Origin of the sequence: Alicycliphilus denitrificans (genome assembly GCF_044792555.1) — a bacterium.
GTDB lineage: Bacteria > Pseudomonadota > Gammaproteobacteria > Burkholderiales > Burkholderiaceae_C > Alicycliphilus > Alicycliphilus denitrificans_A.
Map to the genome: position 1 here is coordinate 844737 of NZ_CP126238.1, position 19106 is coordinate 863842.

18 protein-coding genes are annotated in these 19106 nt (G+C 70.0%); 4 read left to right on the top strand and 14 right to left on the bottom strand.

The genetic code is table 11. From position 1 onward, the window contains the following. Positions 1-62: 62 nt before the first annotated feature. Positions 63-2228 carry a cyanophycin synthetase gene (cphA, locus tag P7644_RS03920; protein WP_404301705.1) on the bottom strand — a complete coding sequence of 722 codons (2166 nt, stop codon included), beginning with the start codon at positions 2226-2228 and terminating at the stop codon, positions 63-65. A 235-nt stretch (positions 2229-2463) separates the two neighbouring features. Here cphA and P7644_RS03925 point away from each other — a divergent pair, with 235 nt between their 5' ends. The 3 genes from P7644_RS03925 to P7644_RS03935 all read left to right on the top strand — a co-directional run bounded on the left by P7644_RS03925 (position 2464) and on the right by P7644_RS03935 (position 5862). Then, entirely contained in the window at positions 2464-4770 is a 2307-nt protein-coding gene (locus tag P7644_RS03925) for an ABC transporter ATP-binding protein (protein WP_404301706.1), read from the top strand. A gap of 13 nt (positions 4771-4783) precedes the next feature. Then, a complete protein-coding gene (locus P7644_RS03930; protein WP_404301707.1) occupies positions 4784-5266 on the top strand; it encodes a DUF1854 domain-containing protein in 483 nt (160 codons plus the stop codon). 152 nt (positions 5267-5418) lie between these two features. Then, complete coding sequence (locus tag P7644_RS03935; protein ID WP_404301708.1) at positions 5419-5862, top strand: hypothetical protein; 444 nt, start codon at positions 5419-5421, stop codon at positions 5860-5862. Positions 5863-5927: 65 nt separating this feature from the next. Here P7644_RS03935 and P7644_RS03940 read toward each other — a convergent pair whose 3' ends face one another. Genes P7644_RS03940 through P7644_RS03950 form a run of 3 tightly spaced genes read right to left on the bottom strand, consistent with a single transcriptional unit; the run spans position 5928 to position 9133 of the window. Beyond that, positions 5928-6836: a 5'-nucleotidase gene (locus P7644_RS03940; RefSeq protein ID WP_404301709.1), complete on the bottom strand. Its 909-nt coding sequence runs from the start codon at positions 6834-6836 to the stop codon at positions 5928-5930. A gap of 3 nt (positions 6837-6839) precedes the next feature. Then, entirely contained in the window at positions 6840-8069 is a 1230-nt protein-coding gene (gene gspF / locus P7644_RS03945; protein ID WP_404301710.1) for a type II secretion system inner membrane protein GspF, read from the bottom strand. 32 nt (positions 8070-8101) lie between these two features. Continuing rightward, the gene (locus P7644_RS03950) at positions 8102-9133 is read right to left on the bottom strand and encodes an LLM class flavin-dependent oxidoreductase (RefSeq protein ID WP_404301712.1); all 1032 of its coding nucleotides are present in this window, start codon (positions 9131-9133) and stop codon (positions 8102-8104) included. A gap of 142 nt (positions 9134-9275) precedes the next feature. Between P7644_RS03950 and P7644_RS03955 the strand changes: the two genes are divergently transcribed. Continuing rightward, the gene (locus tag P7644_RS03955; RefSeq protein ID WP_404301713.1) at positions 9276-9785 is read left to right on the top strand and encodes a CZB domain-containing protein; all 510 of its coding nucleotides are present in this window, start codon (positions 9276-9278) and stop codon (positions 9783-9785) included. Between the two features lie 7 nt (positions 9786-9792). Here P7644_RS03955 and P7644_RS03960 read toward each other — a convergent pair whose 3' ends face one another. The 10 genes from P7644_RS03960 to gspG are packed head-to-tail and all read right to left on the bottom strand — an operon-like array spanning position 9793 to position 18993. Further along, positions 9793-11193, bottom strand: a complete 1401-nt coding sequence (locus P7644_RS03960) for a GspE/PulE family protein (protein WP_404301715.1) — start codon at positions 11191-11193, stop codon at positions 9793-9795. A gap of 10 nt (positions 11194-11203) precedes the next feature. Beyond that, entirely contained in the window at positions 11204-13543 is a 2340-nt protein-coding gene (gene gspD, locus P7644_RS03965) for a type II secretion system secretin GspD (RefSeq protein ID WP_404301716.1), read from the bottom strand. A 4-nt stretch (positions 13544-13547) separates the two neighbouring features. Continuing rightward, on the bottom strand, positions 13548-14354 hold the full coding sequence (gene gspN, locus P7644_RS03970; protein ID WP_404301718.1) for a type II secretion system protein N: 807 nt from the start codon (positions 14352-14354) through the stop codon (positions 13548-13550). Between the two features lie 24 nt (positions 14355-14378). Next, the gene (gene gspM, locus P7644_RS03975) at positions 14379-14891 is read right to left on the bottom strand and encodes a type II secretion system protein GspM (protein WP_404301719.1); all 513 of its coding nucleotides are present in this window, start codon (positions 14889-14891) and stop codon (positions 14379-14381) included. Then, positions 14888-16120, bottom strand: coding sequence for a type II secretion system protein GspL (gspL, locus tag P7644_RS03980; protein ID WP_404301721.1), 1233 nt, complete (start codon positions 16118-16120; stop codon positions 14888-14890). Before gspL ends, gspM begins: the two co-directional genes overlap by 4 nt. Positions 16121-16154: 34 nt before the next feature. Further along, the gene (gene gspK / locus P7644_RS03985; protein ID WP_404301723.1) at positions 16155-17138 is read right to left on the bottom strand and encodes a type II secretion system minor pseudopilin GspK; all 984 of its coding nucleotides are present in this window, start codon (positions 17136-17138) and stop codon (positions 16155-16157) included. After that, positions 17135-17815 (bottom strand): prepilin-type N-terminal cleavage/methylation domain-containing protein, encoded by a 681-nt coding sequence (locus P7644_RS03990; protein WP_404301725.1) that lies wholly within the window; start codon positions 17813-17815, stop codon positions 17135-17137. Before P7644_RS03990 ends, gspK begins: the two co-directional genes overlap by 4 nt. Further along, the gene (gspI, locus tag P7644_RS03995; protein ID WP_404301727.1) at positions 17815-18186 is read right to left on the bottom strand and encodes a type II secretion system minor pseudopilin GspI; all 372 of its coding nucleotides are present in this window, start codon (positions 18184-18186) and stop codon (positions 17815-17817) included. The genes P7644_RS03990 and gspI overlap by 1 nt, the downstream gene beginning before the upstream one ends. Continuing rightward, positions 18183-18641 (bottom strand): prepilin-type N-terminal cleavage/methylation domain-containing protein, encoded by a 459-nt coding sequence (locus P7644_RS04000; protein WP_404301730.1) that lies wholly within the window; start codon positions 18639-18641, stop codon positions 18183-18185. Before P7644_RS04000 ends, gspI begins: the two co-directional genes overlap by 4 nt. Continuing rightward, positions 18616-18993: a type II secretion system major pseudopilin GspG gene (gene gspG / locus P7644_RS04005; protein ID WP_404303110.1), complete on the bottom strand. Its 378-nt coding sequence runs from the start codon at positions 18991-18993 to the stop codon at positions 18616-18618. The genes P7644_RS04000 and gspG overlap by 26 nt, the downstream gene beginning before the upstream one ends. Between the last annotated feature and the right edge of the window lie 113 nt (positions 18994-19106).

Here is a 19106-nt window from a genome sequence, read left to right on the forward strand (position 1 = left end):
AATGGGCTGTAACGCTTTATGGATATGCGCCAATAGCTATATTATTAATAGCAATTGTGGCGTTATGCCTGGTATTCGAAGGTCTTGATGCCGGCGGCGATCAGGTCCGGCGCTATGTCCATGGACCAGGCCGCGGCGATCGCCGCCAGCAGCGCCGGCGTATCCGGCTGCTGGCCGCCGGCCAGGCTCAAGGCGGCCAGCGTGCCCAGCACGCGCTCGCTGGTGCCCGTGGCCAGGATGACCTGACCGCCGCGCACGAACACGGCGCGGCCCTCTGCTTCGGCGCGGTGGGCGGCAATGGCTGCGTTGTCGGCGCTGGTGGAGTACAGCAGCACCTCGCCGTCGCACAGGGCGCTGAGCTCGGCCACCTGGGCGATGTCGGCGTTGAGCACGCCCGCGCCCTCGTCCAACACCACGTCGATCTGGGTACGCAGCACGCGTGTCATCCTGGCCTGCTCCAGCACGTCGTGGTCCGCCAGGCCCTCGTAGCCGTCCATGTCGGTCACCACGCCGACCAGGCAGCGGTCGTAGGCCAGGCCTTCTTCGAGGATGGAGCGCGCCGTGGTCTGGATCACCGCGGCCTGCGCCAGGCGGTTGGTCAGCAGGCGGTGCGCGCCGGCCCAGTTGGCGGTGTTGCTTTTCTGCGTCTGACGGTTGGCCAGAAACATGCCCTCGCTGCTGGCCACGCCGGTGAGCCTGCCTGACAGCTGCAACAGCCAGCCGACCAGGCGTGCGATGAAGGCGTTGTGCCGCGTGCCGACTATGCCCACCAGCGGGATGCGGCCGGCGCCCGGGCCGTCCTCGCGCGGGAACAGGTGATCTGCAATGGCCATGCCCACGGGGCGCGGCGCGCCGCTGGTGGGTTTCAGGTGCATCAGCAGGCCGGGGCCGGCGTTCACTTCCAGGATGGCGCCCTGGCCCTGCAGGGGCTTGGAGACGTCCTTCAGGATCATGTCCATGCCGGCGATGTCCAGGCCCACGATCTTTGCCGCCAGGGTGGCGTAGTAGGCCACGTCGGGGTGCACGTCGTCGGTGCAGTCGATGGCCATGTTGCCGTTGCGCTGCAGCAGCACGCTCTGGCCCTTGGCGATCACGCTGTCGGGTGTGACGCCCTGGCGCTTGAGCTCCAGCTGCACGGCGCCTTTTTCCAGGTCGATCCAGTCCAGCGGGTATTCCTGCTCGGGGCCGCGGCGCGGATCCTGGTTCAGCACGGCCACCAGCTCGGCGAGCGTGGCCTGGCCGTTGCCGTGCACGCTCACGGTCTCGCCCTTGGTGGCGGCGACCAGCTTGCCGCCCACGACCAGCAGGCGGTGCTCCACGCCGTCGATGAATTTCTCGACGATGACCTCCGAGCCCTCGGGCTCGGCCAGCGCAAACGCCGCCTTGATGTCGGCCTCCTTCGACAGCTCCAGCGTCACGCCGCGCGCGTGGTTGCCGTCGGACGGCTTGACGGTGACGGGAAAACCGATCTCCTGCGCCACCTCCCAGGCCTCCTCGGCGCTTTTCACGATCTGGCCCTCGGGCACGGGCACACCGCAGGCGGCCAGCAGGCGCTTGGTGAAGTCCTTGTCCTGGGCGATGCCCTCGGCAATGGCGCTGGTCTGGTCGCTCTCGGCCGTCCAGATGCGCCGCTGCGCCGCGCCGTACCCGAGCTGCACCAGGTTGCCGTCGTTCAGGCGGATGTGCGGGATGCGGCGCTCGCTCGCGGCGTCCACGATGCAGCCGGTGCTCGGGCCCAGGTAGCGGTCGTTGATGGCCGTCTTGATGGCGTGGATGGCGGCCTTCAGGTCGAACGGCTGGTCATTGATGGCCGCCATCAGCAGGCGGTGGCCATGTTCCAGGGCCACGCGCGCCACGGCCTCCTCGGGGCAGCGGAACACCATGCGGTACACGCCGCGCTTGGAGATCTCGCGCGTCTGGCCGAACTCGGCCGGCATGCCCGAGAGATTCAGCAGTTCGATGACGATGTGCTCCAGCACATGGCCCATCCAGGTGCCGCCCTCCAGGCGCTGGATGAAACCGCCGCGCTCGCCCACGCCGCAGGTGTGCTCCACCAGGTCGGGCAGCCAGCGCGTCAGGCGCTCGTTGAAGCCGGGCAGCTTGTTGGAGGGGTAGTCCTCCAGTTCGCCCAGGTCCAGCCAGACCTCCAGGATGGGGCGGTAGGTCCAGACACTGGGGCCGCGCAGATAGGTGGTGCGCAGCAGTTGGATATCTTTGAATGTGGCCATGAAGTGCAGCGTGGAGGATTCGGAGGCCCGCGCGGTCAGGCGGGTGTGGCGATGCCCATGGGCGATTGTGCGCCGAGAACGGGGGGTGTCACGCGGCGCCAGTGTCAGCCGCCGCGGGGCGGCGTGCGTTACTCGGGAATACCGCGCCGGCGCCCCGCTGGCCGACAATGCCGGCCATGGGCATGCGCCCACCCGCGAATTCACCGCCGGCTTGTGGGCGGACATACAAAACAAAATGCAACATCACCATTCAGTGGACGCCTCGGGTGTCTTGCCCGGCCCCTTCGGGGGCGAGCTGCGAGCCATGCTCGCTCCCGATGAAAACGTGCAGGCCGCCTTCGAGGTTGACCTGACGCCCGGGCTGCGCTTTGCGCCCGGCCTCCTCGTGCTGACCGAGCGGCGTCTGCTGGCGCGGGGCACGGATTCGCCACTCCAGGAATGGCCGCTGGCGCCGGGCCTGGTGCTGCGCATGCAGGACCATGGCGGCCTGGGCCAGCTTGCGCTGCACGACGCCGAGCGGCGCCTGGGGCTGTGGCGCTTCACGCTGGGGCGCCACCCGCAGGCGCTGCACCTGCAGCAGCGCCTGGAGCAGCAGGTCGAGCGCCTGCAAAACCCCCTGGCACCGGCCGTGTCGGACGAGGAGGCGCCGCGCTGCGCCGTGTGCGGCACGCCGCTGCCCCCCGACGCCGACGAATGCCCGGCCTGCGCACGCCAGCAGCCGCCCCAGGCCTCCACCTGGGTGCTGCTGCGCCTGTGGCGCTTCGCGCGGCCCTACAAGAAGCAGCTGGCCGCGGGCTTTGCGCTCACGCTGGCCTCCACCGCCGCCTCGCTGGTGCCGCCGTACATGACCATTCCGCTGATGGACGAAATCCTCATTCCCTACCAGAGCGGCCAGCAAATCCCGGTCTCCCTGGTGGCGATGTACCTGGGCGGCCTGCTGCTGGCGGCGCTGCTGGCCTGGGGCCTGGGCTGGGCGCGCACCTATATCCTGGCCCTGGTGTCCGAGCGCATAGGCGCCGACCTGCGCACCAGCACCTATGACCACCTGCTGCGCCTGTCGCTGGATTACTTTGGCAGTAAGCGCACGGGCGACCTGATGGCGCGCATAGGCTCGGAGACGGACCGCATCAACGTCTTCCTGTCGCTGAACGCGCTCGACTTCGCCACCGACGTGCTGATGATCGTCATGACCTCGGCCATCCTGTTTTCCATCAACCCCTGGCTGGCGCTGGTCACGCTGGTGCCGCTGCCCTTCATCGCCTGGCTCATCCACAACGTGCGCGACCGCCTGCGCACGGGTTTTGAGAAGATCGACCGCGTGTGGAGCGAGGTCACCAACGTGCTGGCCGACACCATCCCCGGCATCCGCGTGGTAAAGGCCTTCGCCCAGGAGGGGCGCGAGGCGCAGCGCTTTCGCGCCGCCAACCAGCACAACCTGGAGGTCAACGACCGCCTGAACAAGACCTGGAGCCTGTTTGCGCCCACCGTGTCGCTGATGACCGAGGTGGGGCTGCTCGTGGTCTGGGGCTTCGGCATCTGGCTCGTGGCGCACGAGCAGATCACCGTGGGCGTGCTCGCGGCCTTCATCGCCTACATCGGGCGCTTCTACACGCGGCTCGATTCCATGAGCCGCATCGTCTCGGTCACGCAAAAGGCCGCCGCCGGCGCCAAGCGCATCTTCGACATCCTGGACCATGTGAGCAACGTGCCCGATCCGGTGAACCCGGTGAAGGTGGACAAGGTGGCGGGGGCCATCGAGATGCGCGACGTGGGCTTTCGCTACGGCAGCCGCACGGTGATCAAGAACCTGTCGCTCGACATCCGCCCCGGCGAGATGATCGGCCTGGTGGGCCACAGCGGCTCGGGCAAGAGCACGCTGGTGAACCTGATCAGCCGCTTCTACGACGTGACGGGCGGTGCCATCCTCGTCGACGGCGTGGACATCCGCCGCATGGCGGTGAGCGACTTCCGCCGCCATATCGGCCTGGTGCTGCAGGAGCCGTTTTTGTTCTTCGGCACCATTGCCGAGAACATCGCCTACGGCAAGCCCGACGCCACGCGCGAGGAAATCGTCGCCGCCGCCCGCGCCGCCCATGCGCACGAGTTCATCCTGCGCCTGCCGCAGGGCTACGACAGCCTGGTGGGCGAGCGCGGCCAGGGCCTGTCGGGCGGCGAGCGCCAGCGCATCAGCATCGCGCGCGCGCTGCTCATCGACCCGCGCATATTGATATTGGACGAGGCCACCTCGGCCGTGGATACCGAGACCGAGAAGGAAATCCAGAAGGCGCTGGACAACCTGGTGCAGGGCCGCACCACGATTGCCATCGCCCACCGCCTGTCCACCCTGCGCAAGGCCGACCGCCTGGTGGTCATGGACCGTGGCGAGATCGTGGAAGTGGGTCCGCACGACGAATTGATGGCGCAGCAGGGCGCCTACTGGCGCCTGTACGAGGCCCAGGCGCGCCGCGCCGAGGAAGACGCCGAGGCCGCGGGCGTGCGCATCGAGGCGCGCGAGCATTCCGCCCACCCGGCCGGCAAGTGACGAGGACTCAGCCATGACCACCACGACAACACCGACCTTGGAACTGCGCCGCAACTCTCATGGCCGCCTGGTGCTGCGCCTGGAAGGCGGCATCGAGCACGAGGCCGTCACGCCCGTGCGCGCCTTCCCCATTGCCGCGCCGGGCGAGGGCCTGTCGCTCGTCGGCAGCGACGGCCACGAACTCGCCTGGCTGCCGCGCCTGGACGTGCTGCCCGCCGCCCAGCGTGCGCTGATCGAGGAGGAGCTGGCCGCGCGCGAGTTTGTGCCCAGCATCACGCGCATCCGCAGCGTGTCGAGTTTTTCCACCCCCAGCACCTGGGAGGTGGACACCGACCGCGGCCCCGCGCGGCTGGGGCTTAAGGGCGAGGAGGACATCCGCCGCCTGGCCGGGCGCACCAAGCTGCTCATCGCCGCCAGCGACGGATTGCATTTCCACGTGCCTGACACGACGGCGCTGGACCGCGCCTCGCGCAAGCTGTTGGAGCGCTTTTTATAGCAATTTTCATAGCGCCTGGCGCTTTATTGACGGGCGCTGCATGGCAATCGGTAAAAAAGGCCTAAATTCACCCTTTTGTTTGCCGTAATAGGTGTACGACGAGGTGGTAGCTGTGGCCGCCGCCTTTTGGTCATTCACGAGGAGCCCATGCCATGCAACTGCCACCTGTCGATCGATCGCCTGCCCAGTGGCGTCCCCAGGGCGCGGACCTGTATTCCACGGGCGCTTCCGGGACCGTGCCCGTGCGGCCCGTGAACGCGGCCAACCCCGTCGAATCCATGGACCGGCTGGGCGAGGGCGCCATCGTGCGCGAACCCACCAGGCCCACGGCGCCCGATGAGGAAAACCGCGACTGGACGCTGCCGCTGGAAAAAAAGGACAAGCCCCAGGAGGCCGAGAAGCCACCAGCGGATCCGCCGCTCTACAAGCAGTTGCTGGAGTTCATTCAGTCCATGTGGCGCGCCAGCGCCAACGCCGTGGACGTGGCGCAGGACATCCACAAGACCGCGTTGCAGGAGCGCCAGGCGCAGCAGGCGCAGGATCGGCAGTCGCCCATCTATTCCGACCCCAAGGTCAAGCGCACCGGCGGATCGTAACTATTAATTAAGTAGCTTAAAACGCTTGATGGGTAAGCGTTTCAGGCTGATTTGACCTGGTTTCCTCACGCGGCCGCCGCATTGGCGATGCCGCTGCTCACATGGCCGGCCGGCACATGGCGCGCGGCCGAGTTCACATGGCCGGTCTGGTCGTCGAAGAAGAAGTCGGGCTCGAACTCGCGCAGGAACTCGCCCTTGGGCAGGCCGCCCAGGAACATGGCCTCGTCCACGGCGATGTTCCAGTCCATCAGCGTGCGTATGGCGCGCTCGTGCGCCGGCGCGCTGCGCGCCGTGACCAGGGCCGTGCGTATGCGCATGCCGGCGCTGCCGGCCTGCTGCAGCCGGTGCAGGGCCGCCAGCAGGGGCTTGAACGGCCCCTCGGGCAGCGGCTGGGCGGCCTTGTCGAGCTCGTGGCGCTGGAAGGCCGCCAGGCCCTCGGACTGGTAGACGCGCTCGGCCTCGTCGGAAAACAGCACGGCGTCGCCGTCAAACGCGATGCGCACCTCGTGCGGATGGGCATCGCCCGCCTGCACCGATTCGGTGAGCACGCGCGCCGCCGGGTAGCCCAGGTGCAGTGCCGAGCGCACGTCGCGCTCGTTGGCCGACAGGAACAGCTGTGCACCCAGCGGCCGCAGGTAGCGGAACGGGTCGCGCCCCTGGGTGAACACGCCGCGCTGCACGCTGGGCAGGCCATGGGCTTGGCAGGAACGGAACACGCGCATGCCGCTCACCGGGTCGTTGCGCGACAGCAGCACCACCTCCACGCGCTGGTGTCCGGCGCCGTTGAAGGCCAGCAGCTTTCTCACCAGCGAGAAGGCCACGCCGGGCGGCGCGGGGATGTCCAGCCGCTGGCGCTGCAGATCCGCATAGGCGCGGTCGTCGCCATGCTCGAAGATGCGGTTCTCTTCCTCGAAGTCGAACAGCGCACGCGAGGAAATGGCGACGACGAGCTTGTCGTCCAGGGTCAGGGACATGGCTTATTTGACGAACTGGTTGAGCTCGATGATGGGCTGCAGCACCGCCAGCACAATGAGCATCACCATCAGACCCATGCCCACGATGAGCAGCGGCTCCAGGATGGTGGCCAGCTGCATGGCGCGGCGCTGCACCTCGGCGCCCAGCTGGTTGGCGGCGCGGGCCAGCATGGTGGGCAGCTGGCCGGTCTGCTCGCCCAGGCGCGCAAACATGGAGACCAGGCCGGGAAAGCGTTTTTTTTGCGCCAGTGCCGAGGCCAGCGGCGCTCCCTCGCGCACCAGCACCAGGGCCTCGAGCGCGTCGGCGCGCAGTGCGCGGTTGTTCAGGGTCTCGGCCGCGGCCTGCAGGGCACGCAGTATGGGCACGCCGGCGCCGGCCAGCATGGCCAGGGTGCCGGCAAAGCGTGCCGCGTTGTAGCCGCGCGCCAGCCTGCCCACCAGTGGTAGCCCGAGCCAGGCGGCGTCAAATTTTTCACGAAAACGGGGTCTAGACAATGCTGCGCGAGCGCTGATAGCTATCAAAACAATTGCGACCAGCATGGCCCAGCCATAGCCGCGTACAAAGTCGCTCAAGGCCAGCATGACGACGGTGAGCAGCGGCAGGGCGCGCTTGCTGCCCGCAAACACGCTGGCCACCTGCGGCACTACATAGCCCACGAGGAACAGCACGATGACGATGGCGATCACGGTGACGATGGCCGGGTACAGCGCCGCGCCTATGAGCTTGGCGCGCAGCTGCTGGCGCTGCTCCAGGTCGTCGGCCAGGCTGTCGAGCACCTGGCTCAAGGCCCCGCTGGATTCGCCCGCACCGATCACGGCGCAGTAGATGTCGGAGAACTCGCGCGGATGCTGGGCCAGGGCGCGCGCAAAGGTGCTGCCGGCGTTGACCTCGGCGCGTAGCGCCGCCACCAGGTGGCGCTGGCGTTCATCGTCGGCCTCGTCGGCCAGGGCCGTGAGCGCGCGCTCCAGCGGCAGGCCGGCGCCGACCAGGCCGGCGAGCTGGCGCGTCCAGATCGCCAGCCCGTTGGCATTGAAAACGGGGCGGGTGAACAGGCGCTGCGCCAGCGTGGGCGCGCTGCCTGGCGCCGCATCGGGGGACAGTGCCTCCACGTCCAGCGGCACCAGCGCCTGCGCGCGCAGCAGGTTGCGCGCCGCCTTGGCGCTGTCGGCATCCAGGGTGCCACGGCGAATATGGCCCTGCGCATCCAGGGCTTCGAAGGAATAGGCGGGCATGGGGCGGCGTTGGGGGAAAGACTCTCAGCCTCTCAGCCCGCCATGGTAGCCGCTGCGGGGCCGGTTGGGGCGTTAGCCTGTGCGGTGATGGTCAGCGAACGCAGGCGCAGCTCGGGGTCGAACACATCGCTGACCAGCATGAACTCGTCGGCCCCGGTGGCCTCGGCCAGCGCTCGCAGGCCCGCGCGCACGGTCTGCGGCCCACCGACCACGCCCATGGCGAGAAAGTCGGCTACGGCGGCACGCTCGGGCGCTGCCAGGCTGGCCAGGTAGTTCTCCACGGGCGGGCGCAGCAGCCCGCGCTGCCCGGTGATGATGCCCAGCACGCGCTGGTAGGTGCTGCTGGCCAGGTATTCGGCCTCCTCGTCCGTGGGCGCGGCGATCACCGGCACGCCGATCACCACGTAGGGCTTTTGCAGCACCGCCGAGGGGCGAAACAGCTCGCGGTACAGGGCTATCGCCGCCTGCAGCTGGCGCGGCGCGAAATGCGAGGCGAACGCGTAGGGCAGGCCCATGTGCGCCGCCAGCTGCGCCGAAAACAGGCTGGAACCGAGCAGCCAGATGGGCACCTGGATGCCGGCGCCCGGCATGGCGATGATGCGCTGGCCCGGCTGGGCGGGGGCCAGCAGCTGCTGCAGTTCGGCCACGTCGCGCGGGAAGTCGGCCTCGGTCTCCACGCGGTCGCGGCGCAGGGCGCGCATGGTGGCGCCGTCGGTGCCAGGCGCGCGTCCCAGTCCCAGGTCGATGCGGCCGGGATAGAGCTCGGCCAGCGTGCCGAAGGCCTCGGCCACCACCAGCGGCGCATGGTTGGGCAGCATGATGCCGCCCGAGCCCACGCGGATCGAGCGCGTGGCGCCCGCAATGTGGCCCACGAGCACGGCCGTGGCCGAGCTGGCTATGCCCGGCATGTTGTGGTGCTCGGCCAGCCAGTAGCGCTTGAAACCCAGCGACTCGGCATGCCTTGCCGTGTGTACGGCGATGTCCAGCGCCTGGGCCACCGTGCCGCCCGCGCGCACGGCCACCAGATCGAGCATGGAAAGCAGGGGAGGGGCTTGTGTCTTCATGGCGCCGATTCTGAGTGCGTGGGTGAAACCCCGTGGTCTTGCGGGAATGAATGGGTCACAGTGGTTGCTGGGCGAATCGAAATGGCCATCATTGGCGTGAGCGATAGGCCTTGGGCGGCACGGGTTCTCTGGTGGAGGGCATATGGGGTTTTTCAGCCGATTGTTTCAGCCGCAGGCTGATGGGTTGCAGGCGCCGTCGGACTGGACGCGCCTGCCAGAGAACGACGCCAGCGAACTGGTGTTGCTGGACGAGGAGGCCTACAAGCTCATGGCGCAGTTCGACATCGATGCCGCCATCGCCACGCACGAGCGTTGGCTACCATGGCTGGCCATGGTGCTGCAGGGTGCACGCGACGAACGCCTGCGCCCCGAGGTGGTGGCCGACGATAGCTGCTCGGAGCTGGGCCAGTGGCTGCATGGCAGCGGCCGCGTGGCGCTGGGGCACTTTCCGGCCTTCGACATGCTGCTGCGGCGCCACCGCTATTTCCACCAGCAGGCGGCGGCGCTGATCACCCATGCCGAGGCCGGCGAGAGCCGGCAGGCCGAGCAGGCCCACAAGGCCTGCCTGCATGCATCGCGCCAGGTGCTGCTGCTGCTCAGGGAGCTGCAGCGCGGGCTGCTGCATACGCGTCGCCCGGCTGCGCTGCGATAGGCGCGGGTCAATCGCGCGTCACGCGCAGCAGCTCCTCGCGGCTGGTGATGCCGGCGGCGATCAGGCGCTCGCCGTCGTCGCGCATCAGGCTCATGCCGCCGGCCAGGGCCTGGGCGCGTACCTCGGCCTCGGCGGCCTGGTTGTGGATCTGCGTGCGGATGGCGTCATCCACCACCAGCAGCTCGAACACGCCGGTGCGCCCCGCGTAGCCGGTGTGGCCGCAGTGCTCGCAGCCCGTGCCGTGGTCGCCGCCGTGGCAATGGCTGCAGTACTTGCGCACCAGGCGCTGCGCCAGCACGCCCAGCAGCGACGAGGACAGCAGGAAAGGCTCCACGCCCATGTCGGTCAGGCGCGTGATGGCGCTGGTGGCGTCGTTGGTGTGCAGCGTGGCCAGCACCAGGTGGCCGGTGAGCGAGGCCTGGATGGCGATCTGCGCGGTCTCGAAGTCGCGGATCTCGCCGATCATGATCACGTCCGGGTCCTGGCGCAGGATGGCGCGCAGGGCCTTGGCGAAAGTCAGGTCTATTTTTGCGTTGACCTGCGTCTGGCCCACGCCGGGCAGCTCGTATTCGATCGGGTCCTCCACCGTCATGATGTTGCTGCGCGCGGCGTCCAGCCGTGCCAGCGCCGCGTACAGCGTGGTGGTCTTGCCCGAGCCCGTGGGGCCGGTCACGAGGATGATGCCGTGCGGCTGAGCGATCAGGCCCTCCAGGCGCGCCAGCACCGCGCCCTGCATGCCCACCGATTCGAGCGTGAGCTTGGATTCGCTCTTGTCCAAGAGGCGCAGCACGGCGCGTTCGCCATGGGCGTTGGGCAGGGTGGAGACGCGCACGTCGATGGCGCGCGTGCCCAGGCGCAGGCTGATGCGGCCGTCCTGCGGCAGGCGCTTCTCGGAGATGTCCAGGTCGGCCATGATCTTCAGGCGGCTGATCAGCGCCGCGTGCAGCGCGCGGTTGGGCTGCACCACCTCGCGCAGCGTGCCGTCCACGCGAAAGCGCACGCTGGAATGGCGCTCGTAGGGCTCGATGTGGATGTCGCTGGCGCCGTCGCGCACGGCCTGCGTGAGCAGGGCGTTGAGCATGCGGATGATGGGCGCGTCGCCTGCGGATTCGAGCAGGTCCTCCACCGCGGGCAGCTCCTGCATCATGCGCGAGAGGTCGGCCTCTTCCTCGACCTCGCTGACCACCGTGGCCGCGCTCGACTCGCTTTGCGCGTAGGCCGCGCTGATGCGCTGGGCCAGCTGCGCGGCGTCGAGCGGCATGAACTGCTGCACGGCGTGCTTGCGCAGCACCTCGGACAGCGCGCCGGCATCGGGCGCCGGGCCGTGCCAGAGCACGAGCTGCTGGCCGTCGTCTTCCAGCAGCAGCTGGCTGCTGCGCGCAAAGGCATAGGGCAGGGGATGGCGCATAGCCTGTGCCTTACTGCGGGCTGTACAGCGGGTTGTCCGTCGCTGCCGGCGTGGCACGCGCGGGGGCTGGTGCGGGGGGCACGACCGGTGCCAGCGGCGCGGGCATGGCCGGGGCGTGCGGCGCAGTGCCCGCCGCGGCGCCGCCCTGCAGCGCTGGCAGCACGGGGGCTTCGGAGACGCCGCGCAGCACCGCGCTGGGCGCCGGCTGTGTGACCTGCTGCAGCGCGCGTATGGCCTCGTAGCGGTCCACCATCAGGGCGTCGCTGGTGGCGTTGTCCCGGATCACCATGGGGCGCAGGAAAACCATCAGGTTGGTTTTCTGGCGCTGGCGCTTCTCGTTGCGAAACAGCCCGCCCACCAGGGGCAGGTCGCCCATCAGCGGCACCTTGTCCTGCCCGAGCGAGTAGCTGTCTTCGAGCAGGCCGCCGATGACGATCACGCTGCCGTCGTCCACCAGCACGGTGGACTCGATGGAGCGCTTGCTCGTCGAGGGACCGTTGATGTTGGTGAGTGTCTCCGTCGCGATCTTCGACACCTCCTGGTACAGCGTCAGCTTGACGGTGCCGTTTTCGTTGATCGTGGGGCGCACGCGCAGCATCAGGCCCACGTCCTTGCGCTCCACGGTGGTGAAGGGATTCACGGCGCCGCTGTTGCCGCCGGTGTTGGCGTAGGAACCGGTGACGAAGGGCACGTTGTTGCCGATGATGATCTGCGCTTCCTCGTTGTCCAGCGTCATCAGGTTGGGCGTGGAGAGTACGTTGGCATCGCCCGTGTTCTCCAGGAAGTTCGCCAGTGCCCCCAGGTAGTACTTGCCGTTGATGCGCGGGGCGATGGCCAGGTTCATGCCCGCCGCGGGCTTGGCTGCGGCAATGGCGCTCACGTTGCCGCTGGCGGCCGCCAGGGCCAGGTCCAGGATGTTGGTGCCGGCCACGCTGGAGTTGTTGCCCAGCACGCCCAGCGTGCTGCCGTGGTTGCCTATCACGCCCTGCCATTGGATGCCGAATTCGGCCACCTTGTTGGCGCTGACCTCGACGATCAGGCTCTCGATGAGCACCTGGGCGCGGCGGCCGTCGAGCTTGTCGATCACGGTGCGCAGCTGGCGGTACTGCGGCTCGGGCGCGGTGATGATGAGCGAGTTGGTTGTCGGGTCGGCCTGGATCTGTCCGCCCGTGCTGGGCTGGTTGCTGTTGCCGCCACCGCGATTGAGCCCGGCAGCGGCGCCCGAGGCCAGGCCGCCGCCGGCGCCCATGCCGCCCGAAGCCATGCCGCTTTGCCCGATGCCCCCCGAGGCGCCGGTGGGTGTCAGGCCGCTGTTGCCGCCCGTGCCGCCAGCACCCTGTGACGCGCCGCCCGCCCCGGCGCCCAGGTTGCCTGCCTGCAGCGCGGCGCGCAGGGTGGTGGCCAGCTTCACCGCGTCGGCGTTCTTCAGGTAGACCACATGGATGTTGCCACTGGCGGCCGAGCTGCCGGCGGCCGCCGGCTGGTCCAGCTTGGCCACCAGCGAGCGCACCAGCGCCAGGCGTGCCGGATTGGCCGCGCGCACCACCAGGGCGTTGCTGCGCGGCTCGGCCATCAGCGTGGTCTTGAAGGCGGTGTCTGTCTGGCCCTGGGTGGCGACAGTGGCTCCCGCGCCGCCGGCGCCCTCGATCAGGCGCACGACCAGCGGTGCCAGGTCGGTGGCAAGCGCGTGTTGCAGCGGTATCACCTCCAGGTCGGTGGCGTTGGACACATCCATCGCCGCCACGATGCGCGCCAGGCGCTGCAGGTTGTCGGCATAGTCGGTGATCACCAGCGAGTTGTTGCCGGGGTTCACGTTGATGGTGTTGTTGGGGCTGATCAGCGGGCGCAGCACCGGCACCAGGTTGTTGGGATTCTCGAAGTTGAGCTTGAAGATCTGCGTCACGATCTGCCCGCCCGCCGGCGTGCCGCCCTGGCCGCCCTGTGACACGCTCACGCTGCCGCCCTGCAGCTTGGCGTCGGCCTCGGGCACCACCTTGTACAGCCCGCCCGACTCGACCACCGTGAAGCCCTGCAGGCGCAGCGCCGCCAGAAACTGCTGGAAGGCCGCGGCCGGGGGCACGGCGTTCTCGGTCACCAGGGTCAGCTGGCCCTTCACGCGCGGATCCACCACCACGTTTTTGCCGGTGATGGTGGCCATGGTACGGGCCACGGCCTCGATGTCTGCATTCGCAAAGTTCAGCGTCACGGGCTCGCTGGGACGCACGCTGCCGGCCTGGGTCTTGCCGGCTGCGGTTTGGGCATGAATTTGCGTTGCAAAGCATGCAAGTAAAGCGCTTGCAGCTATTGAATGAAGAGCGACGCGCAGCTGGAGTCGGGAGTAGGAAGGCATAGGGTTACCCCACGGTGATGATGGAACGCGCGCCGCTGCGCCGTCCGATGATATTCAGAAGATTGGCCAGCGCCGCCTCGCGCTCGGGCGCGGCGCTGGCCTCGCCGGTGAAGCGCAGGCGCTGCCCCACCCATTGGCCGCTGCCCGACAGCAGCAGCGCGCCGTCCAGCGTGGACAGCGAGAGCGTCGGGGCTTCGCCGCCCTGCAGCACCAGCCGGTAGCTGCCCATGGGGCGCAGCGTGGACAGGCGTGAGGACATGGCCAGCGCATCCAGCTGCGCCTGGCCCTGCAGCTGCATGCGCCCGGCGGCCCATTGCATGGTCATGCCGGTGGTGACGAGCTGCAGCCTGCCTTGTGGCTGTATGGTGTTCCAGGGCGTGCCCAGGCCGGCGAGAACGCCGGCCGGCCACTGGCTCTGGCCGTCGGTCACCTGCACGCGCAGCACCCCCAGGCCGGGCGCAGCGCGCAGCTCAAGCGGTGCCGGCGTGCAGCAATCGGCCGCAATGCGTGCGCGGGCACCGCCCCATGCGGGCCGCAGCTGCCAGTGCACGCGCCCGGGCAGGGCCGCCCGGTCATCGCTGCCGGCACCACCCGTGAGTACCAGCCGGGCCGATCCCGTCCAGACCGTACCGCGCGCCTGCTCCAGCCGCAGCTGGCCGGCGCTGGCCCGCTCCACGGTGGCCGCCAGCCAGCGAGCGGGCGCCCACAGCAGCAGCGCGGGCAGGGCGCCCAGGCACAGGCCGGCGGCGGCCCAGCGCCAGGGCGCACGCGGCGCGGCCATGGCGGGGCGGGAAGGCGGGCGGCGGGGCATGGGGCAGCGCTCTTGCAGGAGGAATCAGGTGGGCGGCAGGGCCAGCACCAGCGTGCCCTCCCACTGTGCGGGGGCGCCCGTGCCGCTGCGCAGCAGGCGCGCCTGCACGGGCACGGCGCGGGCCGTGCCGCGCACCTGGCCCAGCCACTGCGCGAGCGCCTCGGCCGGCACGGCCTTGAGCGTGATGGTGCTGCGGTCGCCCGCGGTCTGCAGCTGCGTGGCCGCGCCCAGCTGCTGCGCCAGCGTGCCCTGCAGCGCGCGCAGGGCCTCGTCGCCCTGGGGGCGCGGCACGTCGCGCAGGCGCAGGGCCTCGGCCTGCAGGGTTTGCATGTGCTGCAGCTGCGCATCCACGGCGGCATGGCGTGCGGGCGAGGCGCTCAGCTGCGCCAGCGCCGGCGCCAGCAGCAGCCACCACAGCAGGGCCAGGCCCAGCACGGCGGCGGCCGACAGCACCAGGGTCTGCTCGCGCGCCGCCAGGCTGGCCCAGTGCGTGCGCACGCTTGCCGCCAGGGCGTTGAGTTGGGGGGCGTTCTTCATGGGCGCTCCTGTGGACGCACCAGCACGGCGCCCTCTTGCATGCCGGCAGCGTAGCCGTCGGCGGCCAGGCGCTGGTTCATGGCGGCCAGCTCCTCGGGGTTCAGCTCCACGCCGCGCAGCAGCAGCGCGTCGCCCGTGTATTCGATCTGGCTGGGCAGGCGCTCGGCGGGCAGGGCGGCGCCGGCGGCGGCCATGAGCGGCTCCAGATCCTGCCGCGCCATGCTGCCGGCGGCCTGGCGCAGCTGGGCCAGCTCGCGCTCCATCTGCACTGGCGCATCGACTACTGCCTTGATATGGGGGAAGGTCTGGGTGAGTATGGCGCGCACGCCGGCCTGCTTGGCGGCCAGGGCCTGGCGGTCCTGCCAGGCCCAAAGGTTCAGGCCGATGACTTGCACGGCTACGGCCAGGCCCAGCGCCCAGCGTGCGGCGCGCCATTGCGGTGCGCGTGCAAAGCTGTTGGCGGCGCCGCCCAGGCGGCGCAGGGTGCGCGTGCGCCCGCTGCTGGCCAGGTCGAACTGCGCCAGGTCCCAGTCGCCGCGCGCGGCGGCGAGGGCCCGCTGGCTGGCGGTGTGCAGCTCTACGGGACGGCCCAGCAGGCCTTCGGCCAGGGCCGCCACGGCGGGTTCGGCGCGCACCGGGGGGGCGTCCTCGGTGGGGGCGGCCAGGGCTGCCAGTGCCTTGGCCGCAGACAGTGGCAGCACGGTCACGGCCTGCTCCGGCCCGTGGCCGGTGAGCACGGCGTAGGCATCCTCGGGGCTGCCCAGCACCTCGCATTCCTCGCGCCCGCTGGCCGTGGGTCCGGGGGCGAACTCGGGCACGATGCGATCCGCGGGGCGGCCTGCGGCCTCCAGCGCCTGCAGGGCTTCGCGCAGCCAGGCGCGGTCGCACACGGCGACCCAGGCCGCTTTGCCGGCCTGAAAGCCGGGCTGCAGGGCAAAGTGCAGTTGCGCGGGGTCGTCGAGCAGCTGCTCTTCAAGCAGGCCCTCGAGCACGGCGCGCAGCCGCGCCGCCTGGCCGGTGGCGCCCGGCGGCAGCGTCACGCGCTGCCATGACAGGGCACGCGCCGGCACCACCGCCACGACCTCGCCTGCGCGGCCCGGATCGGGCAGCAGAGCGGCGCTGGCACTGGCGTGGCGGATGGCGTTGTGGCCGTCGGCCGTGAGCGTGTAGCCGTAGTCGGCGCCGGCTACCGGCGAGCCCAGGGGCAGGGTTAGTACAAGGGTGCTCATGGAAGGGGCCTCATGAGGCATTTTAGGGGGGCATTTAGCGCACGGGTGCACCGCGTGCCAGGCCGCCGCGCTCGCGCCACAGCGTGATGACCGTGCCGGGCCGCTTGAACACCAGGGAGCGCTCCTCGACCACCGCCCCATCCAGGCGCAGGCGCCCGCGCACCTCGAAATAGCTGGAGGCCACGGCATGCGTGCCGGCCGTGATGCGGCTGGGGTCGCTGACGAGCTGCGCGGCATCGGCCTGGCTGCGAAAGTAGTGAGTCTCGCGCTGCTGCACCAGGCGCTGCGCGTCGGCCATGTCGAGGCCATCGGCGCTGGCCCATAGCACCACGGCGCTGGCGGTGTTCAGATTGACCGGGGTGCGCACGGGCAGCAGCGTGATATGGGGCTCCAGCGCCGCGATGGTGCGCTGCGGCAGGCCCCACCAGCCCAGCTGGGACACGCTTTGCGGCAGCAGCGTTGCGCCGCCCGGGTCGCCCTCGCGCACAGTGGCCAGTTGTATCTGGCGCGCCAGGGTATCGAGCTGCTCGCGCGGCAGGCCCAGGTATTCGAACAGCCGCGTGAACTGGCGCAGGGCCGTGGCGTCCACCTGCTTCTCGCCCGCCAGGTTGCGCAGGTTCAGCAGGCCCTGCTGGTCCGTGATCTGGCCCGACAGAAAGGCATCGGCGGTGTCGGTGCTGGCGTCCTCTACCTGGGCCACGTTGCGGTTGGCGGCGAGGAAGGTGGACAGGCGGGCCTCCTCCAGCGGCACGGCCCAGGGTTCGCTCAGGTTGTCTGTGCCATCGCCATCGCGGGCCAGGGAATCCTCGCGCAGGATCAGGCGCGACCAGTCCAGCGCGCCTATGAGTATCCAGGCCGACTGCATGCGGGCGCGCTCGGCGGTCTCGACCTCGATGGCGCGCCACTGCTGCCACATGGCCGCCGCGGCAAAGGTGGCCACCAGGGTCACGGTGAGCATGGCCATCAGCAATGCGGCGCCCGCCTGGCGGGCTGGCTCCATGGGCTTCATGCGCCTCATGACTTGCCCCCGCCGAGCAGTGGATTGGCCCAGTCGCGCGTGATCACGCCGGCCAGCGCGCCGCCCTCGGGCAGCGTGAGCTGCACGCGCACGCCCTCGGGAATGCTGGCGGCCGCGTTGCCCAGGCCTCCCGGGGTTTGGGGCATGCTGCCTGTGGTATTGGCGGACTGCGCGTTGGCCCAGGCACCGCCACGGTAGTAGTACAGCTGCCAGCCCGCGACCGGCATCAGCGCGGTCTCGTGCCGGCGTTCGGCCGCGCCGGGCGAGCGCGCCCATTGCGCGGCGCGTGCCCAGGCCTCGGTCCATTCGGCGTGCGTGCGCACGGGTGCGGACTGCCAGCGTAGCCAGCGGTCGCTGCCATCCACGTTGCGCAGTGTCCAGGCCACCACGAGGGCCCCTTCGTCCGGCTGGCGCATGCCGCGGCGCGTCAGCCGCAGCACCTGGCCATCCCAGGCGATGGGCTGGGTGCGCTCCACGGCTTGCAGCGCGTCCAGGTCGGCGCCCCATTGGGCCAGCACGGTCTGCAGCGCCAGCACGGCGTCGGCGCGCTCGCGCGTGATCTGCTGCGAGCGCACCATGCCGTCCAGGCCGCGCCAGCTGACGATGGCCAGCAGGGCCATGACGGCAATCGCCACCAGCAGCTCGACCAGGGTGAAACCCGAGAGATTGCGCCGCATCAGTAGCGCCCCACGATGGTCGAGAGCCGCAACACCGGCAGCTGCCCGTCGAATACCTGTGCATCCACGCGGCGGAACTGCGGGTTGGGTGTGGGCGAGACCGTCACCGCGACCTCGTAGGTCCGCCCCGCCTGCTCGCAGGCCAGGCGCGCGTCGCCCGTGGCGGGCATCTGGCGCGACAGGCGCACCTTCACCAGTTCGTTCTCGGCGCACACATGGGCCAGCACCACATCGGTCTGGCGCGCGGCGTTGCGCGTCAGGGCCGAGGTGGCCTGCAGCCCCGCCATGAGGGCGATGGCCACGATGGCCAGCGCCACCAGCACCTCCACCAGCGTGAAGCCGCCGGCCTGGCGCTGCGCGCGCGGGCTCATGGCAGCGCCTGCGCGGCAAAGGGGCGCAGCCCGTCGGTGGCCACGCGCACCGCGCGGCCGGGGTGGGCCTGGCTCACGATCACCACCTGCTGTGCGCCGATGATGGGCTCGGGCCCCAGCCACAGCTCGCCCGGCCCGCGCACGCCGGTGGCGTCGTCCAGCCAGTGGCTGGGCAAGGGGGTGCCGGGCAGGCCCTCGAAGCGAAAACCCTGGGCATCGGCACGCCAGCGCACGGCCGCGCCCGAGGCCCGCGACTGCGCGCGCGCCGACTCCAGCAGCGCCGCCAGCCGCTCGCCCTCGCGCTGCAGCGCCGTGGCGCCGCTGTCCCGCAGGGCCAGGCCCACGCCGGAGGTGGCCAGGGCCATGATGGCGATCACCACCAGCAGCTCCAGCAAGGTGAAGCCACGGGCTTTCATGGTCGGGTGGGAATTACTGCCAGCTGCCGATGTCGGCATTCTTGCCCTCGCCGCCGGACTGGCCGTCGGCACCGAAGGACATCACGTCCACCTCGCCCTTGATGCCGGGGTTCAGGTACTGGTAGGGGTGGCCCCAGGGGTCGTTCGGCAGCTTTTCCAGGTAGGGGCGCCAGTTGCCCGGAGCCGGGGCCGTTGTCGGCTTGGCGATCAGCGCCTGCAGACCCTGCTCGGCCGTGGGGTAGCGCTGGTTGTCCAGGCGGTAGAGCTTGAGCGCCTGGGAGATGTTGGCGATGTCGGTGCGCGCGGCCGTGACGCGCGCGTCGTCGGCGCGCTCCAGCACATTCGGCACGATGAGGGCGGCCAGTACGCCGATGATCACCAGCACCACCATGAGTTCGATCAGGGTGAAGCCCGCGGCCAGGTGGCGGCGGGCCCGTTGTGCAAGAGATGGGTGGTTAGAGGGCAACACGGCGCAGCGGATCGGAGTGGAAAAGGTCGGGTCAA

Excerpts from the sequence above, each read along its gene's own strand:
- cphA (WP_404301705.1), bottom strand. The coding sequence starts at position 2,228 with ATGGCCACATTCAAAGATATCCAACTGCTGCGCACCACCTATCTGCGC.
- P7644_RS03925 (WP_404301706.1), top strand. The coding sequence starts at position 2,464 with ATGCAACATCACCATTCAGTGGACGCCTCGGGTGTCTTGCCCGGCCCC.
- P7644_RS03930 (WP_404301707.1), top strand. The coding sequence starts at position 4,784 with ATGACCACCACGACAACACCGACCTTGGAACTGCGCCGCAACTCTCAT.
- P7644_RS03935 (WP_404301708.1), top strand. The coding sequence starts at position 5,419 with ATGCAACTGCCACCTGTCGATCGATCGCCTGCCCAGTGGCGTCCCCAG.
- P7644_RS03940 (WP_404301709.1), bottom strand. The coding sequence starts at position 6,836 with ATGTCCCTGACCCTGGACGACAAGCTCGTCGTCGCCATTTCCTCGCGT.
- gspF (WP_404301710.1), bottom strand. The coding sequence starts at position 8,069 with ATGCCCGCCTATTCCTTCGAAGCCCTGGATGCGCAGGGCCATATTCGC.
- P7644_RS03950 (WP_404301712.1), bottom strand. The coding sequence starts at position 9,133 with ATGAAGACACAAGCCCCTCCCCTGCTTTCCATGCTCGATCTGGTGGCC.
- P7644_RS03955 (WP_404301713.1), top strand. The coding sequence starts at position 9,276 with ATGGGGTTTTTCAGCCGATTGTTTCAGCCGCAGGCTGATGGGTTGCAG.
- P7644_RS03960 (WP_404301715.1), bottom strand. The coding sequence starts at position 11,193 with ATGCGCCATCCCCTGCCCTATGCCTTTGCGCGCAGCAGCCAGCTGCTG.
- gspD (WP_404301716.1), bottom strand. The coding sequence starts at position 13,543 with ATGCCTTCCTACTCCCGACTCCAGCTGCGCGTCGCTCTTCATTCAATA.
- gspN (WP_404301718.1), bottom strand. The coding sequence starts at position 14,354 with ATGCCCCGCCGCCCGCCTTCCCGCCCCGCCATGGCCGCGCCGCGTGCG.
- gspM (WP_404301719.1), bottom strand. The coding sequence starts at position 14,891 with ATGAAGAACGCCCCCCAACTCAACGCCCTGGCGGCAAGCGTGCGCACG.
- gspL (WP_404301721.1), bottom strand. The coding sequence starts at position 16,120 with ATGAGCACCCTTGTACTAACCCTGCCCCTGGGCTCGCCGGTAGCCGGC.
- gspK (WP_404301723.1), bottom strand. The coding sequence starts at position 17,138 with ATGAGGCGCATGAAGCCCATGGAGCCAGCCCGCCAGGCGGGCGCCGCA.
- P7644_RS03990 (WP_404301725.1), bottom strand. The coding sequence starts at position 17,815 with ATGCGGCGCAATCTCTCGGGTTTCACCCTGGTCGAGCTGCTGGTGGCG.
- gspI (WP_404301727.1), bottom strand. The coding sequence starts at position 18,186 with ATGAGCCCGCGCGCGCAGCGCCAGGCCGGCGGCTTCACGCTGGTGGAG.
- P7644_RS04000 (WP_404301730.1), bottom strand. The coding sequence starts at position 18,641 with ATGCCGACATCGGCAGCTGGCAGTAATTCCCACCCGACCATGAAAGCC.
- gspG (WP_404303110.1), bottom strand. The coding sequence starts at position 18,993 with ATGGTGGTGCTGGTGATCATCGGCGTACTGGCCGCCCTCATCGTGCCG.